This is a genomic window from Salegentibacter chungangensis, from assembly GCF_042678405.1.
Lineage (GTDB): Bacteria > Bacteroidota > Bacteroidia > Flavobacteriales > Flavobacteriaceae > Salegentibacter_A > Salegentibacter_A chungangensis.
Genome location: NZ_JBHTLI010000001.1, coordinates 854,386 through 874,974, shown reverse-complemented (window position 1 = coordinate 874,974; position 20,589 = coordinate 854,386). Strand labels below are relative to the sequence as shown.

The window sequence follows — 20,589 nt, the reverse complement described above, 5'->3', positions numbered from 1 at the left end:
CATTGGGAACCTAAAAGCGCCCAAAAATGTAGTTCAGAGCCAAAAACAATCAAGTAAAGCTACAACTTTTTGGCACCTTTTCCAACAAGGTCACAAATATAGTGTCCATTCTGACAATACACAACCAACTCATTCTTAATGAAGTCCAAAATTGCAGATTTATCCCGTTCAGGGTAGAGCACGTGCACGTTAGCACCGGCATCCAGGGTAAAAGAAACAGGCAGCCCCGTCTTTTCCCTGAACTCCCAGATCTTATTGATGATCTCCAGGGTATTTGGCTTCATAAGGATAAAATAGGGCGTGCTGCTCATCATCATAGCGTGCAGACTAAGGGCCTCGCTCTCGGTGATCTCTATAAATTTTTCCAGGTCTCCGCTTTCAAAAACGGGGATCAGTTTTTCAAGATTAGCATTAGCCTGTGTAAAACGAGCTTCGGCAAAGGGATGGTCGTGCATCAAATTATGCCCAAGCGTGCTGCTCACCTTTTTCTCTCCTTTATCCACCAGCAGGATGGTATCCTGATAATCCTCAAAAACCTTATGTAACTTTCCCGGATATTCGGTCCCGAACAGATCGCTACTGCCTTCAATTTTGGGATGTGCCCCCCAAACCACAGGGCTTCCTGTAACACTCCTGCACGCACTCCCCGATCCCAGCCTTGCCAGGAAAGAAGCTTTTTTATTGAACTGATCTTCTGAAACCTCACCAGAAATTTCTTTCTCCAGGCTCATCACGCAAAGCGCAAGAGCGCTCATTCCGCTGGCGGAGCTTGCTATTCCGCTGCTGTGCGGAAAAGTATTTTCAGAACGCACAATGAACTGGTATTCCTTTAGAAAAGGGCAATATTGTTCAATACGCTTAAAGAAAGTTTTGATCTTCGGCTTAAAATCGTCTTTCTTTTCTCCTTCAAAAAATACCTCGAAATCGAAATCATCAGAAACCTTATCTTTCCTTTTATATTCCAGGGTGGTGATGGTTTTACAATTATTAAGGGTAAAACTCACCGAGGGGTTCGCGGGGATCTGATTCTCCTTTTTCCCCCAGTATTTCACCAAAGCTATATTGCTGGGTGCCTGCCAGGTGAAGCTACCGGCATCTGCGGAAGATTTATATTTTTTTAAAATAAATTCCTGTTCGGTCATCGTTTTAAAATTTCTGCAAAGGTAGTCTTTTATGTTTTGCATTTATAAGCCTGAAATTCAAATAAATTTCTATTTTAGTAGGGAAAACCAACCCGCCATGACCAGGAAACTACTCATAAGAAGCTCAGTAGCCATTGGCGTTTGTTTACTCTTTGGCTTTATGGCCACGGTCGCGACCCAAACCGGCCTTGCCGATTGGTATCCCGACCTCAACAAACCCTGGTTCAATCCACCGGAATGGATGTTCGGACCCGTCTGGCTGCTTATGTATATCTTAATGGGAATCGCCGCCGGGATCGTTTGGTCCAAAGGTTTTTACCATCGCTGGGTAAAGACCGCCCTTTATCATTTCGTGTTTCAGCTTTTATTGAACGGATTCTGGTCTTTGCTCTTTTTCGGGCTTCATAGACCCTTCCTGGCCTTGCTCGATATAATTGCCCTTTTTATCATAATACTGCTCACCATCCGCTGGTTTAAGGTTGTGAACAATATAGCCGCCTATTTGCTGGTGCCTTATGCGATCTGGGTATTGTTTGCCCTGGCCCTCAATTTTGAGATCTGGCGTTTAAATTAAATCTAGCTCCCTTCTAAAGTCAGTTATTCGGTCATAGCCTTTGCGGCCAGGTAACCACCTGTCCAGGCGTTCTGAAAATTAAATCCCCCGGTGATGGCATCTATATTCAGCACCTCGCCGGCAAGGAAAAGGCCGGGCTGCAGCTTGCTTTCAAAAGTTTTGAAATTCACTTCTTTCAGCTCTACCCCGCCCGCGGTCACAAATTCCTCTTTAAAGGTGCTTTTCCCGTTCACCTGGAATTCGGCCTTGGTAAGCTGCAGGCTTAAGTTCCTTAGCTGGGCTTTGGTAAGATCGGCCCAGATATCGTCTTCTTTAATGGCCGAAGCCCTTACCAGGCTTTGCCATAACCGCTTCGGAAGTTCAAAATGGGCATATTTTGCCACCTTTTGTTTCGCCTGCTCCAGTTTGAGCTGCTTTAGGTTTTCAAGCATAGCTTCCGGGTCCGATCCCGGCAGCCAGTTCACTTCTACCTGAAACTGGTAGTTTCTGGCGAAAAGTTCCCGGGCACCCCAGGCCGAAAGTTTCAGGATCCCGGGCCCGCTAAGACCCCAGTGGGTAATGAGCAAAGGCCCGTCGCTTTCCAGCTTTTCTCCCTTAACCTTTACCTCGGCATAGGTAGAGATCCCGGCAAGCCCCTTAATACGTACATCTTTAATATTGAAGGTGAATAATGAAGGAACCGCAGGAACAATACTATGCCCTAAACCTTCGAGCAGCTTCCATATTTTAGGATTGCTTCCGGTGGCCATCATCACTTTTCCGGCTGAAAAATCTCCTTTACTGGTCTCCACGATCCATTTATTTTCCTGCTTCCCGAGTTTTTTCACCGAATGGTTCTTCAGGACCTGTATCTTCAGTCTTTCGGCTTCAGACAAAAAGCAATTGATAATGGTTTCTGAAGAATCTGAAACAGGGAACATACGCCCATCCTCCTCGGTCTTCAGTTCGATTCCCCTGTCGGCAAACCAGCCAATGGTGTCGCCCGTCATAAAACTATGAAATGGCCCCCGGAGCTCTTTTTCTCCCCGGGGATAGTTCCTGGTAAGTTCTTTGGGAACAAATTCGGCGTGGGTCACATTACAGCGCCCTCCTCCCGAGATTCGCACTTTTGTAAGCACTTCTTTCCCGCGTTCCAGGATCAGGATCTTCAGCCCGGGCTTCATTTCGGCGGCATTGATAGCAGTAAAAAATCCGGCGGCTCCCCCGCCTATAATGATAATATCGTAATTGGTCATTCTTAATCTCGGCTTACCAGTTCAGTCGGTCGGGAAAATCGGAAATGATCCCGTTCACTCCAAATTCTTTCATTCGCTCAATATCCTTAGGCTCATTCACCGTCCATACATTCACCTTAAATCCGGCATCCCGGGCCAATTTCACGCTGTCCCGCGTGATGATCCCCAGGGAAGGGTGAATAGCGCTGGCCTTTAAATATTTCCCCAATTCCACGGCTTCACTCACACTGGCCTTACTCAGTACTCCCAGCGGAATGCGGTCATCATCTTTTCGCATCTGGAAAAGCTCATTCTTCTGAAAACTGGAAACAATAAAATCTGAATACTCCCAATTCCCCTTTTCGATATAACGGTGTATGATCTCGGCGGTTTCATCGGCGGTATTGAGTCCCTTCAGCTCGATATTGATCTTGCAGCGGCCTTCAATATGATCTAAAACCTCTGTAAGCAAAGGGATCTTATAATGCTCTTCCACCGTCAGGGACTTCAGCATTTCCCAGTCGCGCTTTGCAATTTCGCCACTTCCGTCGGTGGTCCTGTCAAGGGTGAAATCGTGTATCACCACCAGTTCTCCTGAACGGCAACGGTGCACGTCAACTTCAATGGCATCCACCTGCAGTTCCAGCGCCTTTTCGATGCTCTCCAGGGTATTTTCGGCTATGTGCCCCTTGGCTCCCCGATGTCCTATCTTTAGAATTGGTTCCATTCAGCAAAGGTATAGATTTAACAGGAAAGCTTCGAGCCTCCAAACTGACTTAAAAAACTGACTTAAAAAAGCATAACGATAATTCCGCATTGCCTTAAAATACGGAATTTTCATAAGGGATTCTTATAAAAAAGACAGCTGCTGTTAATCTTATTTAAAGTTGCCCTAATTTCTTCTTAAACCTTATTAGCAGGCACTTTAATTCCAATAATTTTATGAAAAAGGACGGAAATATGCAGAATATTACAAGACGAGAAAGGAAGGAGTACCCTGCTACCCCCGCCCAAAATTCAAAAATAAGGACCGAATTTGAAGATTTTATCTTAGGCAAAAACCACCCCTGCCTGATGGCGCAGACGGTTTTCAGCATGGATAAGGCTGAATTACATACCTATTCCAATTTCGGGTCTAAGCAAGCAGCCGGAAAACTGCTAAAGGACCTTGAAAATTACATAGCCGGTTACGATTTCAATTCGAATGACTTTTTTACCTTCATCGCGGTTTTTGAAGGACGAAAGAATTTTACCGAAGAACAGTTTGAAGCACTTTTATGGAAACAGCTTCAGTTTTTGCATCAGGAAGATAGTTCCTCCTGGGATCCAATGGTGAACAGCGATCCTGAAAATAAGAATTTCAGCTTCAGTCTTGGCGGCAAAGCTTTTTATATGGTGGGAATGCACCCCAACAGCTCCAGAAAAGCCAGGCAAAGCCCTTTCCCCGCCATCGCCTTCAACCTGCACTGGCAGTTTGAGAAGCTCAGGGAAATGGGTACCTATCAGACTGTCCGGGATAAGATACGCGAAAGGGATACCGAATTACAGGGGAGCATCAATCCTATGCTGGAAGATTTTGGTGACACCAGTGAGGCAAGACAGTACAGCGGAAGAAAAGTGGAAGAGAAGTGGAAATGTCCTTTTTCTAATAAATAATTATAAGCTATGTATCAGCCCAAAAGGTATCGTAAAAATGACCCAGGTTATATTTTTGAATTCATCAAAAAATATCCTTTTGCAGCTTTTGTGATACAGGGCACACAGCTGCTGGCCACTCATATTCCGGTACTGGCTGAAGGCGATGCAGATAATTTCAGGCTGTATTCGCATATAGCCAATCACAATGAGCAACTGCAGCATCTTAAAAATGATACCGAGGCCCTGCTTATTTTCCAGGGGCCACAGGCTTATGTATCCTCCTCCTGGTATAAGGAAAAAGACATCAGCACCTGGGATTATTCGGCGGTGCATATTAATGTGAAACTGAAGCTACAGACCGAAGATGAACTCAGGAGTTCATTGAAAAAACTGGTGTCAAGATTTGAAAAATTGCAGGAGAAGCCTTTATATTATGAGGAGATACCTCGGAAAATTCTCGAGGCGCACCTGCCCGAGATCACGGGATTCTGGGGAGAGCCTGTAAAAATCCAGGCTATAGCAAAACATCATCAAGGCTATAGAGAAGAGGATGTAAGGGCTGTTTGCCGGCATCTCGAAAAGCAAAATGATCCGCTTGCCGCAGGTTTAAGTGAAAATATAAAAAACGAACACTTTAGCTAAATATGAAGAACATTAGAAAGAACTGAGTATTAATATTCCTAAAATGACGCTATTATGGGAAAGAAAGACTTTTTGAAAGACTATCGCGAAAAACGGGACTTTGATCTTTCTTCAGAACCGTTTGGCGACAGTTACAATAAAACGCTTCAGGATAAAAAAATATTTGTGATCCAGGAGCACGACGCAACTACCCTACATTTCGATTTCAGGCTCCTTGTAGACGGAGTCTTAAAAAGCTGGGCTGTACCCAAGGGGCCGTCCACAGATCCGGATGAAAAGCGACTTGCCATCCCTACGGAAGACCATCCGGCAGAATATGCCGATTTTGAAGGGGTGATCCCCGAAGACCAGTACGGCGCCGGGACGGTAATGGTTTGGGATGCCGGCACTTATGAAAATGATAAGACCGATGAAAAAGGGAATCTTATCCCGATCTCCCAGCAGTTAAAAAGCGGGCACGCCACGTTCAGGCTTCAGGGCAAAAAACTACAGGGTGGCTATACGCTTATCCGCACCCAGGAAGGAAAAGATGAGAAGTGGATCCTTAAAAAGGTGAAAGATAAAGAAGCCGACGCCCGCCGGAATCCTGTAAAGACCGAAAACAAATCGGTGCTTACAGGCAGAACGATGAGCCAGATCAGGAAGGAAGGTCCTAAAGAATAAGAGGAGAACAGAAAAAACTGTTTTGCAAAGCCGGTATGAAGATCGAAAATCACGAAATAGAGATCAGTAACAGGGATAAGGTCTTCTTTCCGAAGGAGTCCTACACCAAGGGGGATCTTATTGACTATTATGAGCAGATCGCCGAAACTATGCTCCCGCACCTTAAGGACCGGCCCGTAACGATGTTACGGTTCCCCAACGGCATTGATGACAAGCAGTTCTACCAGAAAGATGCTCCCGATTATTTCCCTAACTGGATCCCGAGGAAAAAAATCAAAAAACAGGATGGTGGCAGCACCGCTTATGTGATCTGTAACAGTAAAGCCTGCCTGGTCTATCTTGCCAACCAGGCCTGCATCACCCCGCATATCTGGCTCAGCAAACAGGACAAACCCGATTTCCCTGACAGGATGATCTTTGATCTGGATCCTGCCGATGAGGATTTTTCCAGGGTAAAAACAGCGGCGAGAAACCTCAGAAAATTGCTGAAAGAAGAACTCGGTTTACCGGTATATCTTATGACCACGGGGTCCCGGGGGCTGCATCTTGTAGTCCCCTTAAAGCCGGAAAAGAACTTTGACGAAGTAAGGGAGTTTGCACAGCAACTTGCGAAATACCTGGAAGAGCAACATCCGGGTGAACTCACCACAGCCATCCGGAAGGAAAAGAGGGGCAAAAAACTGTTTCTGGATGTGGCCCGGAATGCTTTTGGGCAAACCACGGTGGTGCCTTACGGGGTGAGGCCTAAGAACGGGGCGCCTGTGGCTACACCTCTGGACTGGGAAGAACTGGATAAACCCGATCTGCATTCCCAAAGCTACACTATTAAAAACATCTTCAGAAGACTGGGCAGCAAGACCGACCCCTGGAAAGACATCGAAAAAAATGCTGTTTCAATAGATCCAGCCATCAAAAAATTCAAATCACTAACCGATTAATATTAAGGTATATGCCTGAAATTATAGAAAAACAAACCGGAAAGGCTTTCAGATTAAAAAAGGGACAAAAGCTAAAGGTCATTGACCCACAGGGAGAGCAGGTAAGTGATATGGTCCTGTTCAATGCCGAAGATAAACGCGAAAAGATCTCCAGCGGGAAAACCCTGGATTTTGAAGAAAGCATTTTAATAAGTCAAGGCAACTTTCTCTGGAGCAACCGCAGCAACAAAATGATGGAGATCCTGAAGGACACCAATGGCCGCAACGATTTTCTGCTGGCGCCCTGCAGTCCCGAAACCTTCAGGATAATGTATAAGAACACCGAATATCACCCCAGCTGTTTCGAGAACCTGTATACCAGTCTGGAAAAATTCGGGATAGAGCCCGACGATATTCCCACGGCCTTCAACATCTTTATGAATGTACAGTTCCGGCCGGACGGAAAACTAAGCGTGGACCCGCCTATGAGCAAGGCCGGCGATTATGTGCTTTTTGAAGCTAAAATGGACCTCATCGTGGGGCTTACCGCCTGTTCAGCCGAAGACAGCAATAACGGCAGCTTTAAACCCATTCATTTTGAGATCGCAGATTAAGCCTTTGCGCCTGTACTGTTTTTCTTTCGGTACCTCATATTCAGCATCTCGATAGCCAGGGAGAAGAATACCGAGAAGTAGATATAACCTTTCGGCACGTGATAGTGCGCCGCTTCCACGATCAGCATCACCCCGATAAGAATTAGAAAAGAAAGCGCGAGGATCTGGATGGTGGGATGCTTATTCACAAAATCACCAACAGCCTTGGCGAAGACCATCATCACGATGATTGAGATCACCACGGCGATGATCATCAACAGGATCTCATCGGTTAGTCCCACGGCGGTGAGAATGGAATCGAAAGAAAAGATAAGGTCCAGCGCCACGATCTGCAGGATGGCATAACCAAAAGAACTCACCTTTTTATTTGTGGAACCTTCTTCATCTTCTTTTCCTTCCACCTTGTGGTGAATTTCCAGGGTGGTCTTTACCAGAAGGAAGATCCCTCCCGCGGCCAGGATAATATCACGCCAGCTCAGTTCGAATCCGCTTAGGCTGAGCACCGGATCGGTAAGACCTATGATCCAGGTAATGCTTAACAGCAATAATACCCGCATCACCATTGCAACGGCAAGTCCGCCCACGCGTGCTTTTTTCTGTTGACTCTCCGGTAGTTTTCCGGCAACTATAGAGATAAAGATAATATTGTCTATTCCCAGGACGATCTCCATAAAGGTGAGGGTAAGCAGAGCTACCCAGGCATCAGGCTGTAAGAAAATTTCCATAAAAGCTTAGTTCTCGGTTAGTAAAGCAAAGCCAAGATACCAAATTTTTATACCGGGCTAAATAGCCGAAAGTTAATTATGTCTAAAAAATGAAGTGATAAAGGCCGGTTTAATTGAGAGAACGGTTGAAGCGTTTCATCATTTTATACATACACCTGAAGACCCGTGGTTTTTTAGATCTTTCCGGAGATCCAAATTTAATGCTGATAAACTTCCCGTCCAGCGGATTGTATCCAAGGTTCTTTGCCGGTTTTAAGATCCCGGTAAAGTCCAGGCCAAAAGCAGCCTTTTCCCTGAACACGAAATTTCCCACATACTTTTTGATAAGTTTCCTGTTTTGAGATGAATCTTCCATAATGCCCCCACATTTTTTGGTTAGTAGTGATTTAAGATACGAAAAAGTTTTTAGTAAGCTCCTTGGATGAATCCATTAATTAAGAGGGTAGATTGGATTTGATCATTTCTACCAAGCGTAAAAGATTTTGTTTTTTTAAATCCTTATTTCTTAACTCACATTGCCAAAGAACAATAACTTTTAGTCCCAATTCTTCCAAGGCTTTAATGTTCTTTTTATCTCTTAAGACATTATCATTTATTTTTTTCTCCCAAAACTCACGATTCTTTTTAGGCAACTTGCCTTTTTTACAATTATGCCTGTGCCAAAAACAACCGTGAACAAATACCGCGGTTTTATATTTGGGTAAAAAAATATCCGGCTTCCCCGGATATCTCTTATCATTTTTTCTAAATCTAAAACCTTCTCTAAATAAATAGCTTCTTACTAAAATTTCCGGTTTGGTTTCCTTACCGGAAATTTTAGACATTATTTTGGAACGCTTTTGTTTTGAAAAGATATCAGCCATCTAATTCTTTTTAATAAAATCAATACCTACTCTTAAGGGGTATCCAAAAGCTTTATTTGCAAGTCGTTGAGCATAATTTTCTTTTAATGTTTCAATATATTCAAATTCATATTCTTTATGATTATAATAAACCTTTAATTTATCTTTTGCCAGTCTATTATCTTGAATAAAAAAGGTACGCGGTTTACATTCATGAGCACTGTTATGCCAATATATTGCCTCAACCTTATCTGCATTTTGAATGAATGATAAAAAAAGACCATCTGTATTTTTTAAAACTTTCATTTTTGCGCTTTCGGTATCAACTACTTTTTTTCCTTCAATAAACCAAAATTGGTTATCAATCTTAGTTGGATTTAAGCAGTCACAATGTGGAGTTATACATAAGAAAAATTTTTCTTCACTTACACTTTTTCCTTCTTTTTTAACACCAATATTTGTTTTGTAAACGTCCCCGAACGTCAAAAAGTTTTTTTTGCTTCGTTCATTTATATTAAGCCTGTTATAAAAATGGTTTAACTTAAAAACTTGTTCAATGAATTCCGATTTGTTTTCCGGTTTGAGAAAGTCCTTCAATTTATTTTCTCTGTTTTCATCCTGCATGTATTCCCCAATTACCTGAAAGAGTGCCATATCTTTTTCATAGATAAAAGAAGCAACTTGATCCTTTAAAATATCTCGTAAAAAATCAGTAAACACAAATCCATTTTTTTCATTCATTTGTTTATGGTGAAAAAAGGCGTTCTCACTTAAGCCATCAAAATCTTTTCCGATAAAAGCTGAATTTTCTCTAAATCTATTTCTCATCTCCAACCCCATTAGGGATAAAAATATATTCTGTTCATTACTTAAAAATGAATCGAGAAATGATTCGTAAAGTTGGTCACCATCAATATCGCCTTTAGCAAAAATCTTAACAATTGTATGATTTATATAGAATGTCCACTGGTCCTCTTTTGACGGAGTAAAGGAATTCTCACCAATTTCTTTGGAAAAAGAACCGCTATTCTTTCTCAATGCAGTCCTTAAGCGAGCAAAACCAGACTTTTCATTTGATCCTAATTCTTTTATGAAGGCTATTTGTTCATCCTCCAATTCGTATTTATCTTTAAAAGCTTCAACCTGTTCCTTTTCATCAGCTTTTTTAGAATTTAGGATATTATTTATTTGTTCCTCAAACTCCTCCCATTCCTTATCTTGTTCATCGATTTCCCAGAACTCCCCTAAATCTGTGTCTCGAAAATATTCCTGAGTAGCCTCAATCTGCTCCTTAGATAGTCTTCCTAAGAAATATCGATTTAATTCATTTTTAACCGAATCCTTAGCCTCTTGAGTATAGATGCAAATAAAATGTAAACTCTTTTGGGCGGAAGCTTTTTCTAAAATTTTGAGTGCTTCACTATGATCTTCTCCTACTAACTGCCAATCTAAGATCAGCAAGTCCTTATTTCTGAGATAAAATTGACTATTTTTTTTCCAGCCAGACTTAGTAAATTTGAAAGAATGGAGAAGACAATCGTGGTCTTTAAAATCCTTATAAAGTTCTAAAGTCCTTTTATGCTCAGTTTTATATTTATCATAATTTCTTGATTTAAAACTTTCCAAAGCTTTGTCATCAATAAATAACGCTGAAGCAACGGTTTCCTTTACAATATTCTTTGCTACTTTTTTATAAGTAAGTTCTTCCATTAAAATAGTTAATCATTTAGATTTTTTCCGATTAAAAAAGTTGCCCCATTTAATCGGTTAAAATTTGAATCATTAGTGGCCTTGATATCTAATCCTACGGTTCTTAAATTATCCTTAGAGAGATAAAGTCCAATTCCTCTTCCTTTAGGTCTTCTTGTATAAAATAATTCGAATATTTCTTCAAGCCTTGAATCTTTAATTTTGGGTCCATTATTGGAAATAATCATTAATCCATCCGCATAATCAATTACTATTTCCGGTTTTTCCTGAGACCTCAACCAATAGATGGCGTTATTAATAACGTTAACGAACACAGGAAGAATTACGGACTCAAAAGAAAATATTTGGGAATCCAAAAAAGACTGTGTAGTAGTAAATTTTATCTTTTCATCCCTAAATGATTCCTCAAAGAAATTATTTAAATACTCTTTTATTTCATCCCCGCTTATATATCTTTTTGTTCTTCTAGATCTTCTATAGAGTGGATTTAAAGATTGATATTTTGTATCTAAATGCTCAAACGAGTTTTTTAAATATTTAAAATGTTTACGAGCATCTTTGGAATCCTTTAAATAAGTTGAAATTTCAGAAATAGATGTATTAAGCTGACTATACATTGAGTTCAGCTCATGATTAATGATTTCTACAGCAATCCCCAATTGAGCAAGATCTTTAAAGTCTCCCAATTCTTGTAAAGCTTTTTCATATCTATCTTTATAAAACCCAATCAATGCATCATCATCAATTTCAAAGTTCATTCTGAGAAGATGATCTGATTTCGCATCCAATAAATTTTGATATTTTCGACGTAAATCATTAAAAGCGGTTTCCAAATTGAATAAACTATCTTGAATATTTTTTCGAGATACCTTTTTAGGGAGATTGTTTTCATATACCTCAAAAAGCATTTCACTATAACTATTTTGAGTAGAAATAAATTCCTTATCAATATGATCGAAGGCTTTTTTTAGATTCTGCTTACTATTTTCAGTTATTTCACTAAGAAGGTCTTTATAACTCTCAAACTTATTTCTATATTCTTCTAGTAATTTCCCCTCCTCTATTCTTCCTAAAGCATTAGTCCTTAATGAATCTACATCTTCCAAATTTTTACCAAAATCATCATAAAGCTCTTCAAGTTTTTCAAATTTCTCTCTTTCCCTTGAATTCATCTTGAACCTTTTTGGTTCTTGGGGTTTAGTGTTTCTGAATTCGGCAATAAGTTGATCAATTTTTCTAAATTCCGCTTTTATATTCTGGTAAGGAACTTCTGCAGAATTTAATGTTTGATCTAAAGAAGATGAAACATCACTCAATTCTTTTTTTATCGATTTTAATTTCTCGGGTAAATTCTGGAGGTACTGTTTGAATTTTTTTCTTTCCTTTTTTACTAGTTCTTGTTCCTCTTTTTCTGAAGCTTTTAAATCCTTTAGTTTTTCAAGCTGACTCTTCTTTATAGGTTGATTTGCATCTGTTTGAAAATATTCCTTAGCTAAGTCAAGAAATAATCCTTGAAGATGAATTTTAAAATCTCTAAAGGCAGAATTATTTATGAAACCTTCCCTTCCTGCCTTATCCTTTAATTTCCAGTTTTTTTGACGAGTTAAACCTATATAACCAAACATTCTTCGGTAACTAAAAAAATAAAACCCAGCACTTTTGGATCTTCTTTCTTCAAATTGTAGAAAATCATTATTTGGCCTTCCATAAGGTAAAACTCTTAAATCATCTCTGTAGATATATAAACCTCCAAAAGATCTTAATTTATCGTCATAATATTTAAAAACTTCATCTTCTAGAATCGATTGGTTTTTTCCTGGAACATAGCCTAATTTAATTTTAAATGATCCGTAAGAGGTTTTTTGATTAGCTGGTTTATTCGGGCGATATTTATAGTCTGAAATTGTTTCATTATAAATTCTTATGTTACCAGTAAAAGTTCCATATTCATCAACTTTACCATCAATTAAGTGATCACAATTATCAAAATCATCGTTTGAAAAAAAGGCATTGCTACTTATAAAATCTCTTGATCCAGTTTTATCCTTAATAAGAAATGAGGTTGATATAGGCGCATCTTCAACTTTATATTTAAATTCATTGTAAAACCCTACAAGTCCTGTTCTAATATCTTCTACAGTCTCAATATCTTCGTCATCAGCATTATTTCTTTTATCACTCCAATTTTTTAATAACTGGAATTGCTCATCAGGCTCAAAAATTATGAATTTAGTCCCATGAATATTTTCTTTATCCCCCAATAAGGGTTCTACCAACTCTTCTCTAAAAAAATTTGGCAATTCTATGCTTCCAGTACTTTGGACGATTGATTTTTTTAGATCAATCTGATCAACCCAAAGCTCATCCTTTCTTTTCTGCTCCTCTTTGTCGTCCGAATAGAAATTTGATAGAAATTCCTCTTTAAGTAGTTTTAACTCAGTTAGAAAATCCTCCTTTTTATCAATTGAAGCAAGAGGAATAACAACATCTTCCAAAAATAAATTATAGTTTTCCAATATTCTCCAGTCAAAATATAAGGCTTGTAATGGATGTCCTTTTTTCTTACTGAGCATTAGCATTGGTGAACCTAGATAAGAAACAGACAGCCTGCCTATACCCTTTTCTCCCATTACAGGCCGAGGAGCTTTCCATAGAGTTTCTTCTCCCTTTTCGATTTTTGTATCTCTAGATTTGAAATCGGTTCCTAGTATTAGCCACTTATTTTGAATATCGGATCGAGACATTCCCTTTCCATCATCAGCAATGGTCAGAAAAGGGCTGGTAACGTCTTCATAACCTTGAGTATATAAAACAGAGTTTAAGTTATCAGCATATGCATCATAGCCATTTTTCCAAAGTTCACTTATAGCTGTAGGCAAATCCGCAATTTGTCCTTTTCCTAATAAATCAACTGCTCTTGCTTTGGTTCTAAACTGCATTCAAATGATTTTGTTTTATGGATAATCCAATTCTTTTGGAGTATTCAGGAGGGACGGCATTTCCTATAATTCTTGCTGTATCTGCTATAGTTGTAGTTCTAAAATTGTAATCTCGAGGAAATGTTTGTAATACGGCTCCTTCTCTTAAAGACAAAGCTCTATCTTCTTCCGGATGTGCAAATCTACCGCAGCTAATACTAAAAAATTTTGTTGTAATAGTAGAAGAAGGTTTATCCCAACGTAATCTTCCAAAGGTGTCTCGAAAACTATTATCTTTTCCTATAAAGCAATCCAATTGTAGTTCCGGGTCATCGGCGAAATCAAAACGGTTACCCCCATCATGTCTAACTCTGCGAACTCTCCTTAAATTCAGATCATTTAAACCGGCTGTCGTATTCATATAATCTTTAGGATCCTTATGTCCAGCACATAGTATGGGAAAGCCATTATCGGGACCTATAAATTCTCTTAAAGTAGGATTGGTTTTGCAAGCCTCCGGTTCAATAACCTTTCTATTAACACGATTGGCAATTAAGGTAAATCTTTTTCTAGATTGAGGCACACCATATTCATTAACATTATGAACATTAGCATGCACTTTATAACCATTCTTTTTCAACCAGTTTATAAAACCGGATAATTTACTCTTCTTTTTGTTTTTTAAAATTCCAGGAACATTTTCAACCACGACATATCCAGGATTGAAATGCTTTACAAAACGATGGAATTCGGTAAGAAGGTTTTTAGTTTTTTCAGCTTTCTCCTTATCTGTTCTTATAGTACTCCAGAACTGACAAGGGGTACAGCCAATCAAAATTAAATCGTCATCATCCTTTTTTAAGCCTTTTTCTTTTAACTGTTCTTCAAGTTCCTGTTCTTTCAATTCAAAAACATCAGCTTCTATGAATTCAGCATTTATATTAGCTTCATAGGTTTCTTTGCATTTCGGATCATTGTCGATCCCAGCTAATATGTCGACCCCAGCTGTTTGCATTCCGTAACTCATTCCACCTCCGGAACAAAAAAAATCAACTGCTTTTAGTCTTCTGTTATTAGTATTCACTTATGATTTGGATAGTTTTTTAAAAATCAAAAATATAAATATAAACTTACAATCTGCTTATTCAAGCTTCTATTAGTCTCAAATCCTAAAAATATCCTTTGTAAGATACAGGAGTATATTGACAAATATTTTGGAGCCCTCCATTTTTAGTAAAGACTTTCGGTTGTTTTTCAAAATCAAAGATTCGATACAAATAATAGTTCATTGAATTTCTATTCGAAAATTCAAATTCATTTTTTGAAAAGAAAAAAGGAGTCTTTATCCCCAATTTGGTAGTTTTCACTTCTATGTATTTATCTTCTCCATTAACGGTCTTGGATAATATATCAAATCCGGCTCCATCGCCTTCATCTTTTGAAATCCATCTTATTTTATCTGCCAGGTCTTTTTTCCCTTGTCTAGTTAGATCCCATTTTTCATAGTTACAAACTAACTCTTCCCCTAAATACCCTAATTTGGCATTATATTGTTCTCGTTTCAAATAGTTTATTTTTATAGGCCTTTTTGTATAGTGAGAAATCGGTTCTTTAACCTCTTCATATTCCGGCGGTGGTACTAACATTTTATCAAAATCCGGATTTTTGTTTAATGGTGTATGTCTGTCAGCGTAGTCTTTAAATGTATTTTCGATTTTAACTTCTCCTCGAAGGTATTCAATAACTTTCTCATCGAGAAGTTGCTGATAGTTTTGCCTTGGCAAATATCCTTTTATATAGGGCAATCCTAAGTTCATTAGTGCCGCGCTTATATTTTGATGTTTGAACTCAATAGCACCTTCGGATCGCGCTGGTAATAAAGGAAGTAAACTTCGGCGATATTCGGTTTTGCTATATGGCTGATTAATTAAATCCTTTTTCAGCATTTCGAAATAAACGGGAATTATCAGATCAACTTCCGATTCCGACCAGTGGCTCATAGGCTAAGCTTTGAAAAATAAATTTAGTCAAAAAAAATCCTAATCACCAAATCCACTTTTTAACACTCCTCTCTCCTCTTCCTATTCAATAATTTTCTAATTTTGGAATATATCCAATTAAAAGGAATTATTCCAAATAATGAATACTACAAAGTCTATAATTCATCTGGATCTGGATGCTTTTTTTGTCTCGGCAGAGAGGCGTGAAGACTCCCGGCTAAAAGACAAACCGCTTATTGTGGGCGGGCTTGGCGACCGCGGGGTGGTAGCCGCCTGCAGCTATGAGACCCGCACTCACGGGGTGCGCTCGGGAATGGCGATGAAAGTGGCCCGGCAGCTCTGTCCGCAGGCCATCGTCATTAAGGGGGATGCCTCTACCTACACCAGGCTCTCCCACGAGGTGACCGAGATCATCAGGGAACGGGTCCCTATTTTTGAAAAGGCCAGTGTCGATGAGTTTTACGCCGATCTTACCGGGATGGACAGGTTCTTCGGGATCAATAAATTCGCCCTCGAACTTCAGGAGCATATTGTAAGGGAGACGCGGCTGCCTATTTCCTTCGGACTTTCCCAAAACAAGATCGTCTCGAAGATCGCCACCGGAGAAGGGAAGCCCAACGCCCAAAAGATCATCGTGGCGGGTACCGAAAGAGGTTTCCTTGCCCCGCTCACGGTGAACAAGATCCCTATGATCGGGACCAAGACCTTTCAGAAACTGCTGAACCTGGGGGTGAGAAGAATAGAGACCATTCAGAAAATGCCGGTGGAAGTGCTGGAGAACGTACTGGGTAAGAACGGGCGCACCATCTGGAAAAGGGCTCACGGGATAGATAATCCGCCTATCATCCCTTTTCACGAACGGAAATCGGTCTCTACCGAGCGTACCTTTAACCGGGATACCATAGATATGCTGCGGCTGCACGCCACCCTGGTAGCGATGGCCGAAAGTCTGGCCTACCAGCTGCGCCGGGGCAATAAGCTTACCTCGGTGGTGAGCGTAAAGATCAGGTATTCCGATTTCCAGACCCAAAGCAAACAGGCAAAGATCCCGTACACCAGCGCCGATCATATCCTGATCCCCAAGGTGGAAGAACTTTTTAAACAGCTCTACAGCCGCCGGCTGCTCATAAGGCTGATAGGAGTGCGTTTCAGCGGACTCGTGGGCGGGCATTACCAGATCAACCTCTTTGATGATTCTGAAGAGATGCTGAACCTCTACAATTCGCTGGATAAGATCAAGAACCGTTTTGGCGAGCATAGTGTGATGCGTGCGGTAACGCTGGGCACCAAGACCATAGGGCGGATGGGAAATCCCTTTAACGGGGAGCCGCCAATAGTACTGGCACACAGGAAACAGTAAACAGTTAGCAATGAGCAGTGGTCAATAAACAATTAACCGGATAAGTTCAGGGTGACGAAAACGAGCTCCTTCCCGGCATTATCAGGGGTGAAAGTATTGAAATTAAAAAAGAGATGTATCTAAACTGCCACACTTACTACTCTTTGCGCTACGGAACCTTTCCGGCAGCAGAGCTGTGCAGCCTTGCGAAAGAGAACGGGGTAGACCGTTTCGCGATCACCGATATCAACAATACCTCGGCCTGCCTGGAATTCATCAGGATCACCAAAAAGACCTCCATCCGCCCGCTGGTGGGGACAGACTTCAGGAATGGCGTCCATCAGCAATATGTGGGAATCGCCAAAAACAACAGGGGCTTCAGAAACCTCAATGAGCACCTTTCCAAACATCTGCATAGCGGAAAGAAGTTTGACGCCGATGCTCCTCCCCTTTTGGATTGCTTCATCATTTATCCGTTTAAGGAAGTAAGCCTCCGGAAAAAGACCAATTTTGGCAGCAATGAGTTTATAGGCGTTTCCGCAGAAGATCTTCGTAAACTAAAATTCTCAACATACCGGAAACTGCGGGACAAACTGGTGGTGCTGCAACCCGTGAGTTTCAGGAATAAAAGAGATTATAATGCCCATCGCCTGCTTCGGGCCATAGATAACAACACCCTGCTCAGTAAGCTTCCGGAAAGCGAACAGGGATCTTTTGCGCATAAAATGCTGCATATCGACAAGCTGAAAGAAGAGTTCCGGGAGTTTCCCCACATCCTCAGCAACACACAAGAGCTGATGGATGCCTGCCACACAGACTTTGAGTTCGGCAAAGGCCGGAACCGGAATTTAAAGGTACTTTCTGAAAATGAAGAGAATGACATAAAAAGGCTTAAACAGCTTTGCGCTGACAATCTGCCCAAACGTTACCCGAAAGCCGGGAAAAAGGTACGGGAACGTATAGATAAGGAACTTTCGGCCATCATCAGCCTTGGTTTTGTGTCTTATTTCCTTATCAACTATGAGATCATCAGCTATGCAAGGTCACAAAACTATCCCTTTGTAGGCCGGGGAAGCGGTGCCAACTCCATTATCGCTTACATCATAGGCATCACCAATGTAGATCCCATAGAGCTCGATCTTTATTTTGAACGCTTTATAAACGCCAACAGGAAATCCCCTCCCGATTTTGATATCGATTTTTCCTGGAAAGACCGCAACGATGTGACCAGGTATATTTTCGAGACCTACAAAAACACGGCGCTTATGGGTACCTATGTCACCTTTAAACGCAAAGCGGTTGCCCGGGAACTGGGAAAGGTATTCGGACTGCCCAAAGAGAATATCGACAAGCTTTCAGCCGGGTTCTTTCGTTATGAAGACCTGGACCACCTGGAGAAACTGGTGCTGCAGTACAGCAGGCTCATCGAGGGGTTCCCCAATTACCTGAGCGTGCATTCGGGAGGGATCCTGATCCTTAATGACTCGGTGTTCAACTATGCCGGGACTTTTCTTCCGCCTAAAGGATTTCAAACCATACAGATAGATATGAATATCGCGGAAGAGGTGGGCATCCATAAATTCGATATTCTTGCCCAGCGCGGACTCTCCAAAATAACCGATACCATAGCGCTAATTAAGCAGAATCAGCCCGGTGCTGAAGTCGAGGATATTGAAAACATACGGGCCTTCAAGGAAGATCCCGGCATCAACAATTTGCTGAAAACGGGGGACTGTATGGGCGTTTTCTATGTGGAATCGCCGGCAATGCGCGGGCTGCTCACCAAACTGCAAACCGATAATTATATGAACCTGGTTGCGGCAAGTTCTATTATCCGCCCCGGCATTTCCAGCGGCGGAATGAAGGAGGAGTATATAAAGCGCCACCGCGACCCCGAACGCCGGAAGCAGGCCCATCCCGTGATGTATGAAATTATGCCCGACACCTACGGCGTGATGGTCTATCAGGAAGATGTGATGAAGGTCGCGCACCGGTTCGCAGATTTAAGCTTTGATGACGCCGATGTGTTGAGGCGGGGAATGAGCGGGAAGAAGACTTCCGGGAACCAGATGCAAAAGATCGAAGATAAGTTCAGGGAAAACTGTCGGAAAAAGGGCTATCCCGAACCGCTTATCACCGAAGTCTGGGACCAGATCTCTTCTTTTGCGGGCTATGCCTTCCCCAAGGGGCATTCAGCCTCTTATGCCGTGGAAAGCTACCAGAGCCTGTACCTTAAAAAATATTTCCCCTTAGAATTTATGGTGGCGGCACTCAATAACGGGGGTGGATTTTATAATGTGGAGACCTATATCCAGGAGATCAGGCATTGCGGCGGGAAGATCCACGCGCCCTGTATCAATAAAAGCGACCACCCCAATATGATCTATGGCAGGGATGTTTACCTTGGCCTGGGCTATCTGAAAGAGCTGGAAGCCAGAGTGATTCAACAGATCCTGGAAAACCGGCAGTTCTTCGGGCCCTTCAGTTCTTTAGACGATTTTCTGGACCGCATTTATATCTCTATAGAGCAGCTGAGCATCCTCCTTAGGATAAACGCTTTCAGGTTTACCGGGCTGGACAAATATCATTTGCTCTGGAAGGCTTCTTTCAGGCTGAACAAAAGCAAGCCAAAAACCAACCAGGCGGTGCTTTTTAAGACCCCACAGCGGGATTTTGAACTCCCCGAATTCGAATTCTCAAAACTGGTGGAGGCCTACGACCAGATGGAGCTCCTGGGCTTCCCCCTATGCAGCCATTTCGACCTGTTGAAAGAACCGATGAAAGACTCGGTGAAGGCCAGGGATCTTAAAGAACACATCGGGAAAGATGTGGAGATCTACGGGAACCTCATCACCGCCAAAAAGACCGGGACGGTGAATAATAAGTATATGTATTTCGGGACTTTTTATGATGCGGAAGGCGAGATCTTTGACACCGTACATTTCCCTTATGTAGCCGAAAAATATCCGTTAAGGAGCAAAGGAATTTACCTGTGTCACGGCACGGTGGTGAACGATCTTGATTATATATCCATCAGCATTAAATGGATCTCAAGGCAGCATACCTCGGAAGACCCGCGCCTGGCGGAGCCTGGATTCAAAATGAAAAATGCAGAATAATTATTCGGCCTTGATCACGATAGGCATCTTGAAAACCGTAGATACCGGGATCCCTCTCTTGCTGGCCGGATAGATCTTTGGAAGCGAATCTATGCTTTGTTTAAGCCATATTTTAATGTCAGGCAACTGCCTGGTCACCGTAGAGTCTACCTTAACCGAATCGATCACCGGCCGGCCCTCTTTACTGATCTCCAGGTAAAGATAAAGCGTATCGTCTATGCTCTCGGTCACCACGGGTTGCTGGGCAGCCAGGTAAGCATAAATATTCTCGGCCACCTTGGTCGCAAAACAATCTTTAGCAGCGGGAAGTTCTGTTTCGTTCTTGCAATCTTCAAAAGCAGGATATTCATCTACTTCTTTCCAGTTCAGGGATTTTGACTCCTGGTCGAAAACTTCTTCTGAAGATATTTTTTTTGTCTCAAAATTGCAGGAAGCAAGCAGCAATACTAAAACAGGAAGTAGAATTTTTTTCATTCATTCGGGACTTTCGGTCTCCAAAAATAGTGAAATTAAGCAGCTTAGGAAAAAAAGT

At 41.4% G+C, this 20,589-nt stretch carries 19 protein-coding genes; 8 read left to right on the top strand and 11 right to left on the bottom strand.

Features of this window, described 5'->3' with window-relative positions:
* Window positions 1-59 precede the first annotated feature (59 nt).
* Window positions 60-1,142 carry a diphosphomevalonate/mevalonate 3,5-bisphosphate decarboxylase family protein gene (locus ACFQ3Q_RS03960; protein WP_380743147.1) on the bottom strand — a complete coding sequence of 361 codons (1,083 nt, stop codon included), beginning with the start codon at window positions 1,140-1,142 and terminating at the stop codon, window positions 60-62.
* Window positions 1,143-1,239: 97 nt separating this feature from the next.
* Here ACFQ3Q_RS03960 and ACFQ3Q_RS03955 point away from each other — a divergent pair, with 97 nt between their 5' ends.
* Window positions 1,240-1,716, top strand: coding sequence for a TspO/MBR family protein (locus ACFQ3Q_RS03955; protein ID WP_380743145.1), 477 nt, complete (start codon window positions 1,240-1,242; stop codon window positions 1,714-1,716).
* A 23-nt stretch (window positions 1,717-1,739) separates the two neighbouring features.
* On the opposite strand, the gene ACFQ3Q_RS03950 is transcribed toward ACFQ3Q_RS03955, so the two are convergent.
* Together ACFQ3Q_RS03950 and ACFQ3Q_RS03945 are read right to left on the bottom strand one after the other, a co-directional pair.
* The gene (locus ACFQ3Q_RS03950; protein WP_380743142.1) at window positions 1,740-2,951 is read right to left on the bottom strand and encodes a BaiN/RdsA family NAD(P)/FAD-dependent oxidoreductase; all 1,212 of its coding nucleotides are present in this window, start codon (window positions 2,949-2,951) and stop codon (window positions 1,740-1,742) included.
* A gap of 13 nt (window positions 2,952-2,964) precedes the next feature.
* Window positions 2,965-3,657, bottom strand: coding sequence for a glycerophosphodiester phosphodiesterase (locus ACFQ3Q_RS03945; RefSeq protein WP_380743140.1), 693 nt, complete (start codon window positions 3,655-3,657; stop codon window positions 2,965-2,967).
* A gap of 215 nt (window positions 3,658-3,872) precedes the next feature.
* On the opposite strand from ACFQ3Q_RS03945, the gene gntA reads away from it, so the two are divergent.
* Genes gntA through ACFQ3Q_RS03920 form a run of 5 tightly spaced genes read left to right on the top strand, consistent with a single transcriptional unit; the run spans window position 3,873 to window position 7,404 of the window.
* Window positions 3,873-4,586: a guanitoxin biosynthesis heme-dependent pre-guanitoxin N-hydroxylase GntA gene (gene gntA, locus ACFQ3Q_RS03940; protein WP_380743137.1), complete on the top strand. Its 714-nt coding sequence runs from the start codon at window positions 3,873-3,875 to the stop codon at window positions 4,584-4,586.
* Window positions 4,587-4,595: 9 nt separating this feature from the next.
* Entirely contained in the window at window positions 4,596-5,210 is a 615-nt protein-coding gene (locus tag ACFQ3Q_RS03935) for an FMN-binding negative transcriptional regulator (RefSeq protein ID WP_380743134.1), read from the top strand.
* A gap of 54 nt (window positions 5,211-5,264) precedes the next feature.
* On the top strand, window positions 5,265-5,873 hold the full coding sequence (locus ACFQ3Q_RS03930; protein ID WP_380743132.1) for a DNA polymerase ligase N-terminal domain-containing protein: 609 nt from the start codon (window positions 5,265-5,267) through the stop codon (window positions 5,871-5,873).
* A 35-nt stretch (window positions 5,874-5,908) separates the two neighbouring features.
* Window positions 5,909-6,811 carry a non-homologous end-joining DNA ligase gene (gene ligD, locus ACFQ3Q_RS03925; RefSeq protein WP_380743130.1) on the top strand — a complete coding sequence of 301 codons (903 nt, stop codon included), beginning with the start codon at window positions 5,909-5,911 and terminating at the stop codon, window positions 6,809-6,811.
* Window positions 6,812-6,822: 11 nt separating this feature from the next.
* Complete coding sequence (locus tag ACFQ3Q_RS03920; protein ID WP_380743127.1) at window positions 6,823-7,404, top strand: DUF1989 domain-containing protein; 582 nt, start codon at window positions 6,823-6,825, stop codon at window positions 7,402-7,404.
* Here the strand turns inward: ACFQ3Q_RS03920 and ACFQ3Q_RS03915 are convergent.
* The 7 genes from ACFQ3Q_RS03915 to ACFQ3Q_RS03885 form a co-directional block, all read right to left on the bottom strand.
* Window positions 7,401-8,129: a TerC family protein gene (locus ACFQ3Q_RS03915; RefSeq protein ID WP_380743124.1), complete on the bottom strand. Its 729-nt coding sequence runs from the start codon at window positions 8,127-8,129 to the stop codon at window positions 7,401-7,403. The genes ACFQ3Q_RS03920 and ACFQ3Q_RS03915 overlap by 4 nt on opposite strands.
* A 109-nt stretch (window positions 8,130-8,238) precedes the next feature.
* Complete coding sequence (locus tag ACFQ3Q_RS03910) at window positions 8,239-8,484, bottom strand: hypothetical protein (protein WP_380743122.1); 246 nt, start codon at window positions 8,482-8,484, stop codon at window positions 8,239-8,241.
* Between the two features lie 79 nt (window positions 8,485-8,563).
* Complete coding sequence (locus ACFQ3Q_RS03905; protein WP_380743119.1) at window positions 8,564-8,992, bottom strand: very short patch repair endonuclease; 429 nt, start codon at window positions 8,990-8,992, stop codon at window positions 8,564-8,566.
* The gene (locus tag ACFQ3Q_RS03900) at window positions 8,993-10,681 is read right to left on the bottom strand and encodes a response regulator receiver domain (RefSeq protein WP_380743116.1); all 1,689 of its coding nucleotides are present in this window, start codon (window positions 10,679-10,681) and stop codon (window positions 8,993-8,995) included.
* A gap of 8 nt (window positions 10,682-10,689) precedes the next feature.
* Window positions 10,690-13,620: an ATP-binding protein gene (locus ACFQ3Q_RS03895; RefSeq protein WP_380743114.1), complete on the bottom strand. Its 2,931-nt coding sequence runs from the start codon at window positions 13,618-13,620 to the stop codon at window positions 10,690-10,692.
* Complete coding sequence (locus ACFQ3Q_RS03890) at window positions 13,610-14,683, bottom strand: DNA cytosine methyltransferase (RefSeq protein WP_380743111.1); 1,074 nt, start codon at window positions 14,681-14,683, stop codon at window positions 13,610-13,612. The genes ACFQ3Q_RS03895 and ACFQ3Q_RS03890 overlap by 11 nt, the downstream gene beginning before the upstream one ends.
* 85 nt (window positions 14,684-14,768) lie before the next feature.
* A complete protein-coding gene (locus ACFQ3Q_RS03885) occupies window positions 14,769-15,599 on the bottom strand; it encodes a DUF3883 domain-containing protein (protein WP_380743109.1) in 831 nt (276 codons plus the stop codon).
* 139 nt (window positions 15,600-15,738) lie between these two features.
* Between ACFQ3Q_RS03885 and dinB the strand changes: the two genes are divergently transcribed.
* Together dinB and ACFQ3Q_RS03875 are read left to right on the top strand one after the other, a co-directional pair.
* Window positions 15,739-16,959, top strand: a complete 1,221-nt coding sequence (gene dinB, locus ACFQ3Q_RS03880; protein ID WP_380743106.1) for a DNA polymerase IV — start codon at window positions 15,739-15,741, stop codon at window positions 16,957-16,959.
* Window positions 16,960-17,072: 113 nt separating this feature from the next.
* A complete protein-coding gene (locus tag ACFQ3Q_RS03875; RefSeq protein WP_380743104.1) occupies window positions 17,073-20,057 on the top strand; it encodes a DNA polymerase III subunit alpha in 2,985 nt (994 codons plus the stop codon).
* On the opposite strand, the gene ACFQ3Q_RS03870 is transcribed toward ACFQ3Q_RS03875, so the two are convergent.
* A complete protein-coding gene (locus ACFQ3Q_RS03870) occupies window positions 20,058-20,531 on the bottom strand; it encodes a hypothetical protein (RefSeq protein ID WP_380743102.1) in 474 nt (157 codons plus the stop codon).
* Window positions 20,532-20,589 lie beyond the last annotated feature (58 nt).

Excerpts from the sequence above, each read along its gene's own strand:
- ACFQ3Q_RS03960 (WP_380743147.1), bottom strand. The coding sequence starts at position 1,142 with ATGACCGAACAGGAATTTATTTTAAAAAAATATAAATCTTCCGCAGAT.
- ACFQ3Q_RS03955 (WP_380743145.1), top strand. The coding sequence starts at position 1,240 with ATGACCAGGAAACTACTCATAAGAAGCTCAGTAGCCATTGGCGTTTGT.
- ACFQ3Q_RS03950 (WP_380743142.1), bottom strand. The coding sequence starts at position 2,951 with ATGACCAATTACGATATTATCATTATAGGCGGGGGAGCCGCCGGATTT.
- ACFQ3Q_RS03945 (WP_380743140.1), bottom strand. The coding sequence starts at position 3,657 with ATGGAACCAATTCTAAAGATAGGACATCGGGGAGCCAAGGGGCACATA.
- gntA (WP_380743137.1), top strand. The coding sequence starts at position 3,873 with ATGAAAAAGGACGGAAATATGCAGAATATTACAAGACGAGAAAGGAAG.
- ACFQ3Q_RS03935 (WP_380743134.1), top strand. The coding sequence starts at position 4,596 with ATGTATCAGCCCAAAAGGTATCGTAAAAATGACCCAGGTTATATTTTT.
- ACFQ3Q_RS03930 (WP_380743132.1), top strand. The coding sequence starts at position 5,265 with ATGGGAAAGAAAGACTTTTTGAAAGACTATCGCGAAAAACGGGACTTT.
- ligD (WP_380743130.1), top strand. The coding sequence starts at position 5,909 with ATGAAGATCGAAAATCACGAAATAGAGATCAGTAACAGGGATAAGGTC.
- ACFQ3Q_RS03920 (WP_380743127.1), top strand. The coding sequence starts at position 6,823 with ATGCCTGAAATTATAGAAAAACAAACCGGAAAGGCTTTCAGATTAAAA.
- ACFQ3Q_RS03915 (WP_380743124.1), bottom strand. The coding sequence starts at position 8,129 with ATGGAAATTTTCTTACAGCCTGATGCCTGGGTAGCTCTGCTTACCCTC.
- ACFQ3Q_RS03910 (WP_380743122.1), bottom strand. The coding sequence starts at position 8,484 with ATGGAAGATTCATCTCAAAACAGGAAACTTATCAAAAAGTATGTGGGA.
- ACFQ3Q_RS03905 (WP_380743119.1), bottom strand. The coding sequence starts at position 8,992 with ATGGCTGATATCTTTTCAAAACAAAAGCGTTCCAAAATAATGTCTAAA.
- ACFQ3Q_RS03900 (WP_380743116.1), bottom strand. The coding sequence starts at position 10,681 with ATGGAAGAACTTACTTATAAAAAAGTAGCAAAGAATATTGTAAAGGAA.
- ACFQ3Q_RS03895 (WP_380743114.1), bottom strand. The coding sequence starts at position 13,620 with ATGCAGTTTAGAACCAAAGCAAGAGCAGTTGATTTATTAGGAAAAGGA.
- ACFQ3Q_RS03885 (WP_380743109.1), bottom strand. The coding sequence starts at position 15,599 with ATGAGCCACTGGTCGGAATCGGAAGTTGATCTGATAATTCCCGTTTAT.
- dinB (WP_380743106.1), top strand. The coding sequence starts at position 15,739 with ATGAATACTACAAAGTCTATAATTCATCTGGATCTGGATGCTTTTTTT.
- ACFQ3Q_RS03875 (WP_380743104.1), top strand. The coding sequence starts at position 17,073 with ATGTATCTAAACTGCCACACTTACTACTCTTTGCGCTACGGAACCTTT.
- ACFQ3Q_RS03870 (WP_380743102.1), bottom strand. The coding sequence starts at position 20,531 with ATGAAAAAAATTCTACTTCCTGTTTTAGTATTGCTGCTTGCTTCCTGC.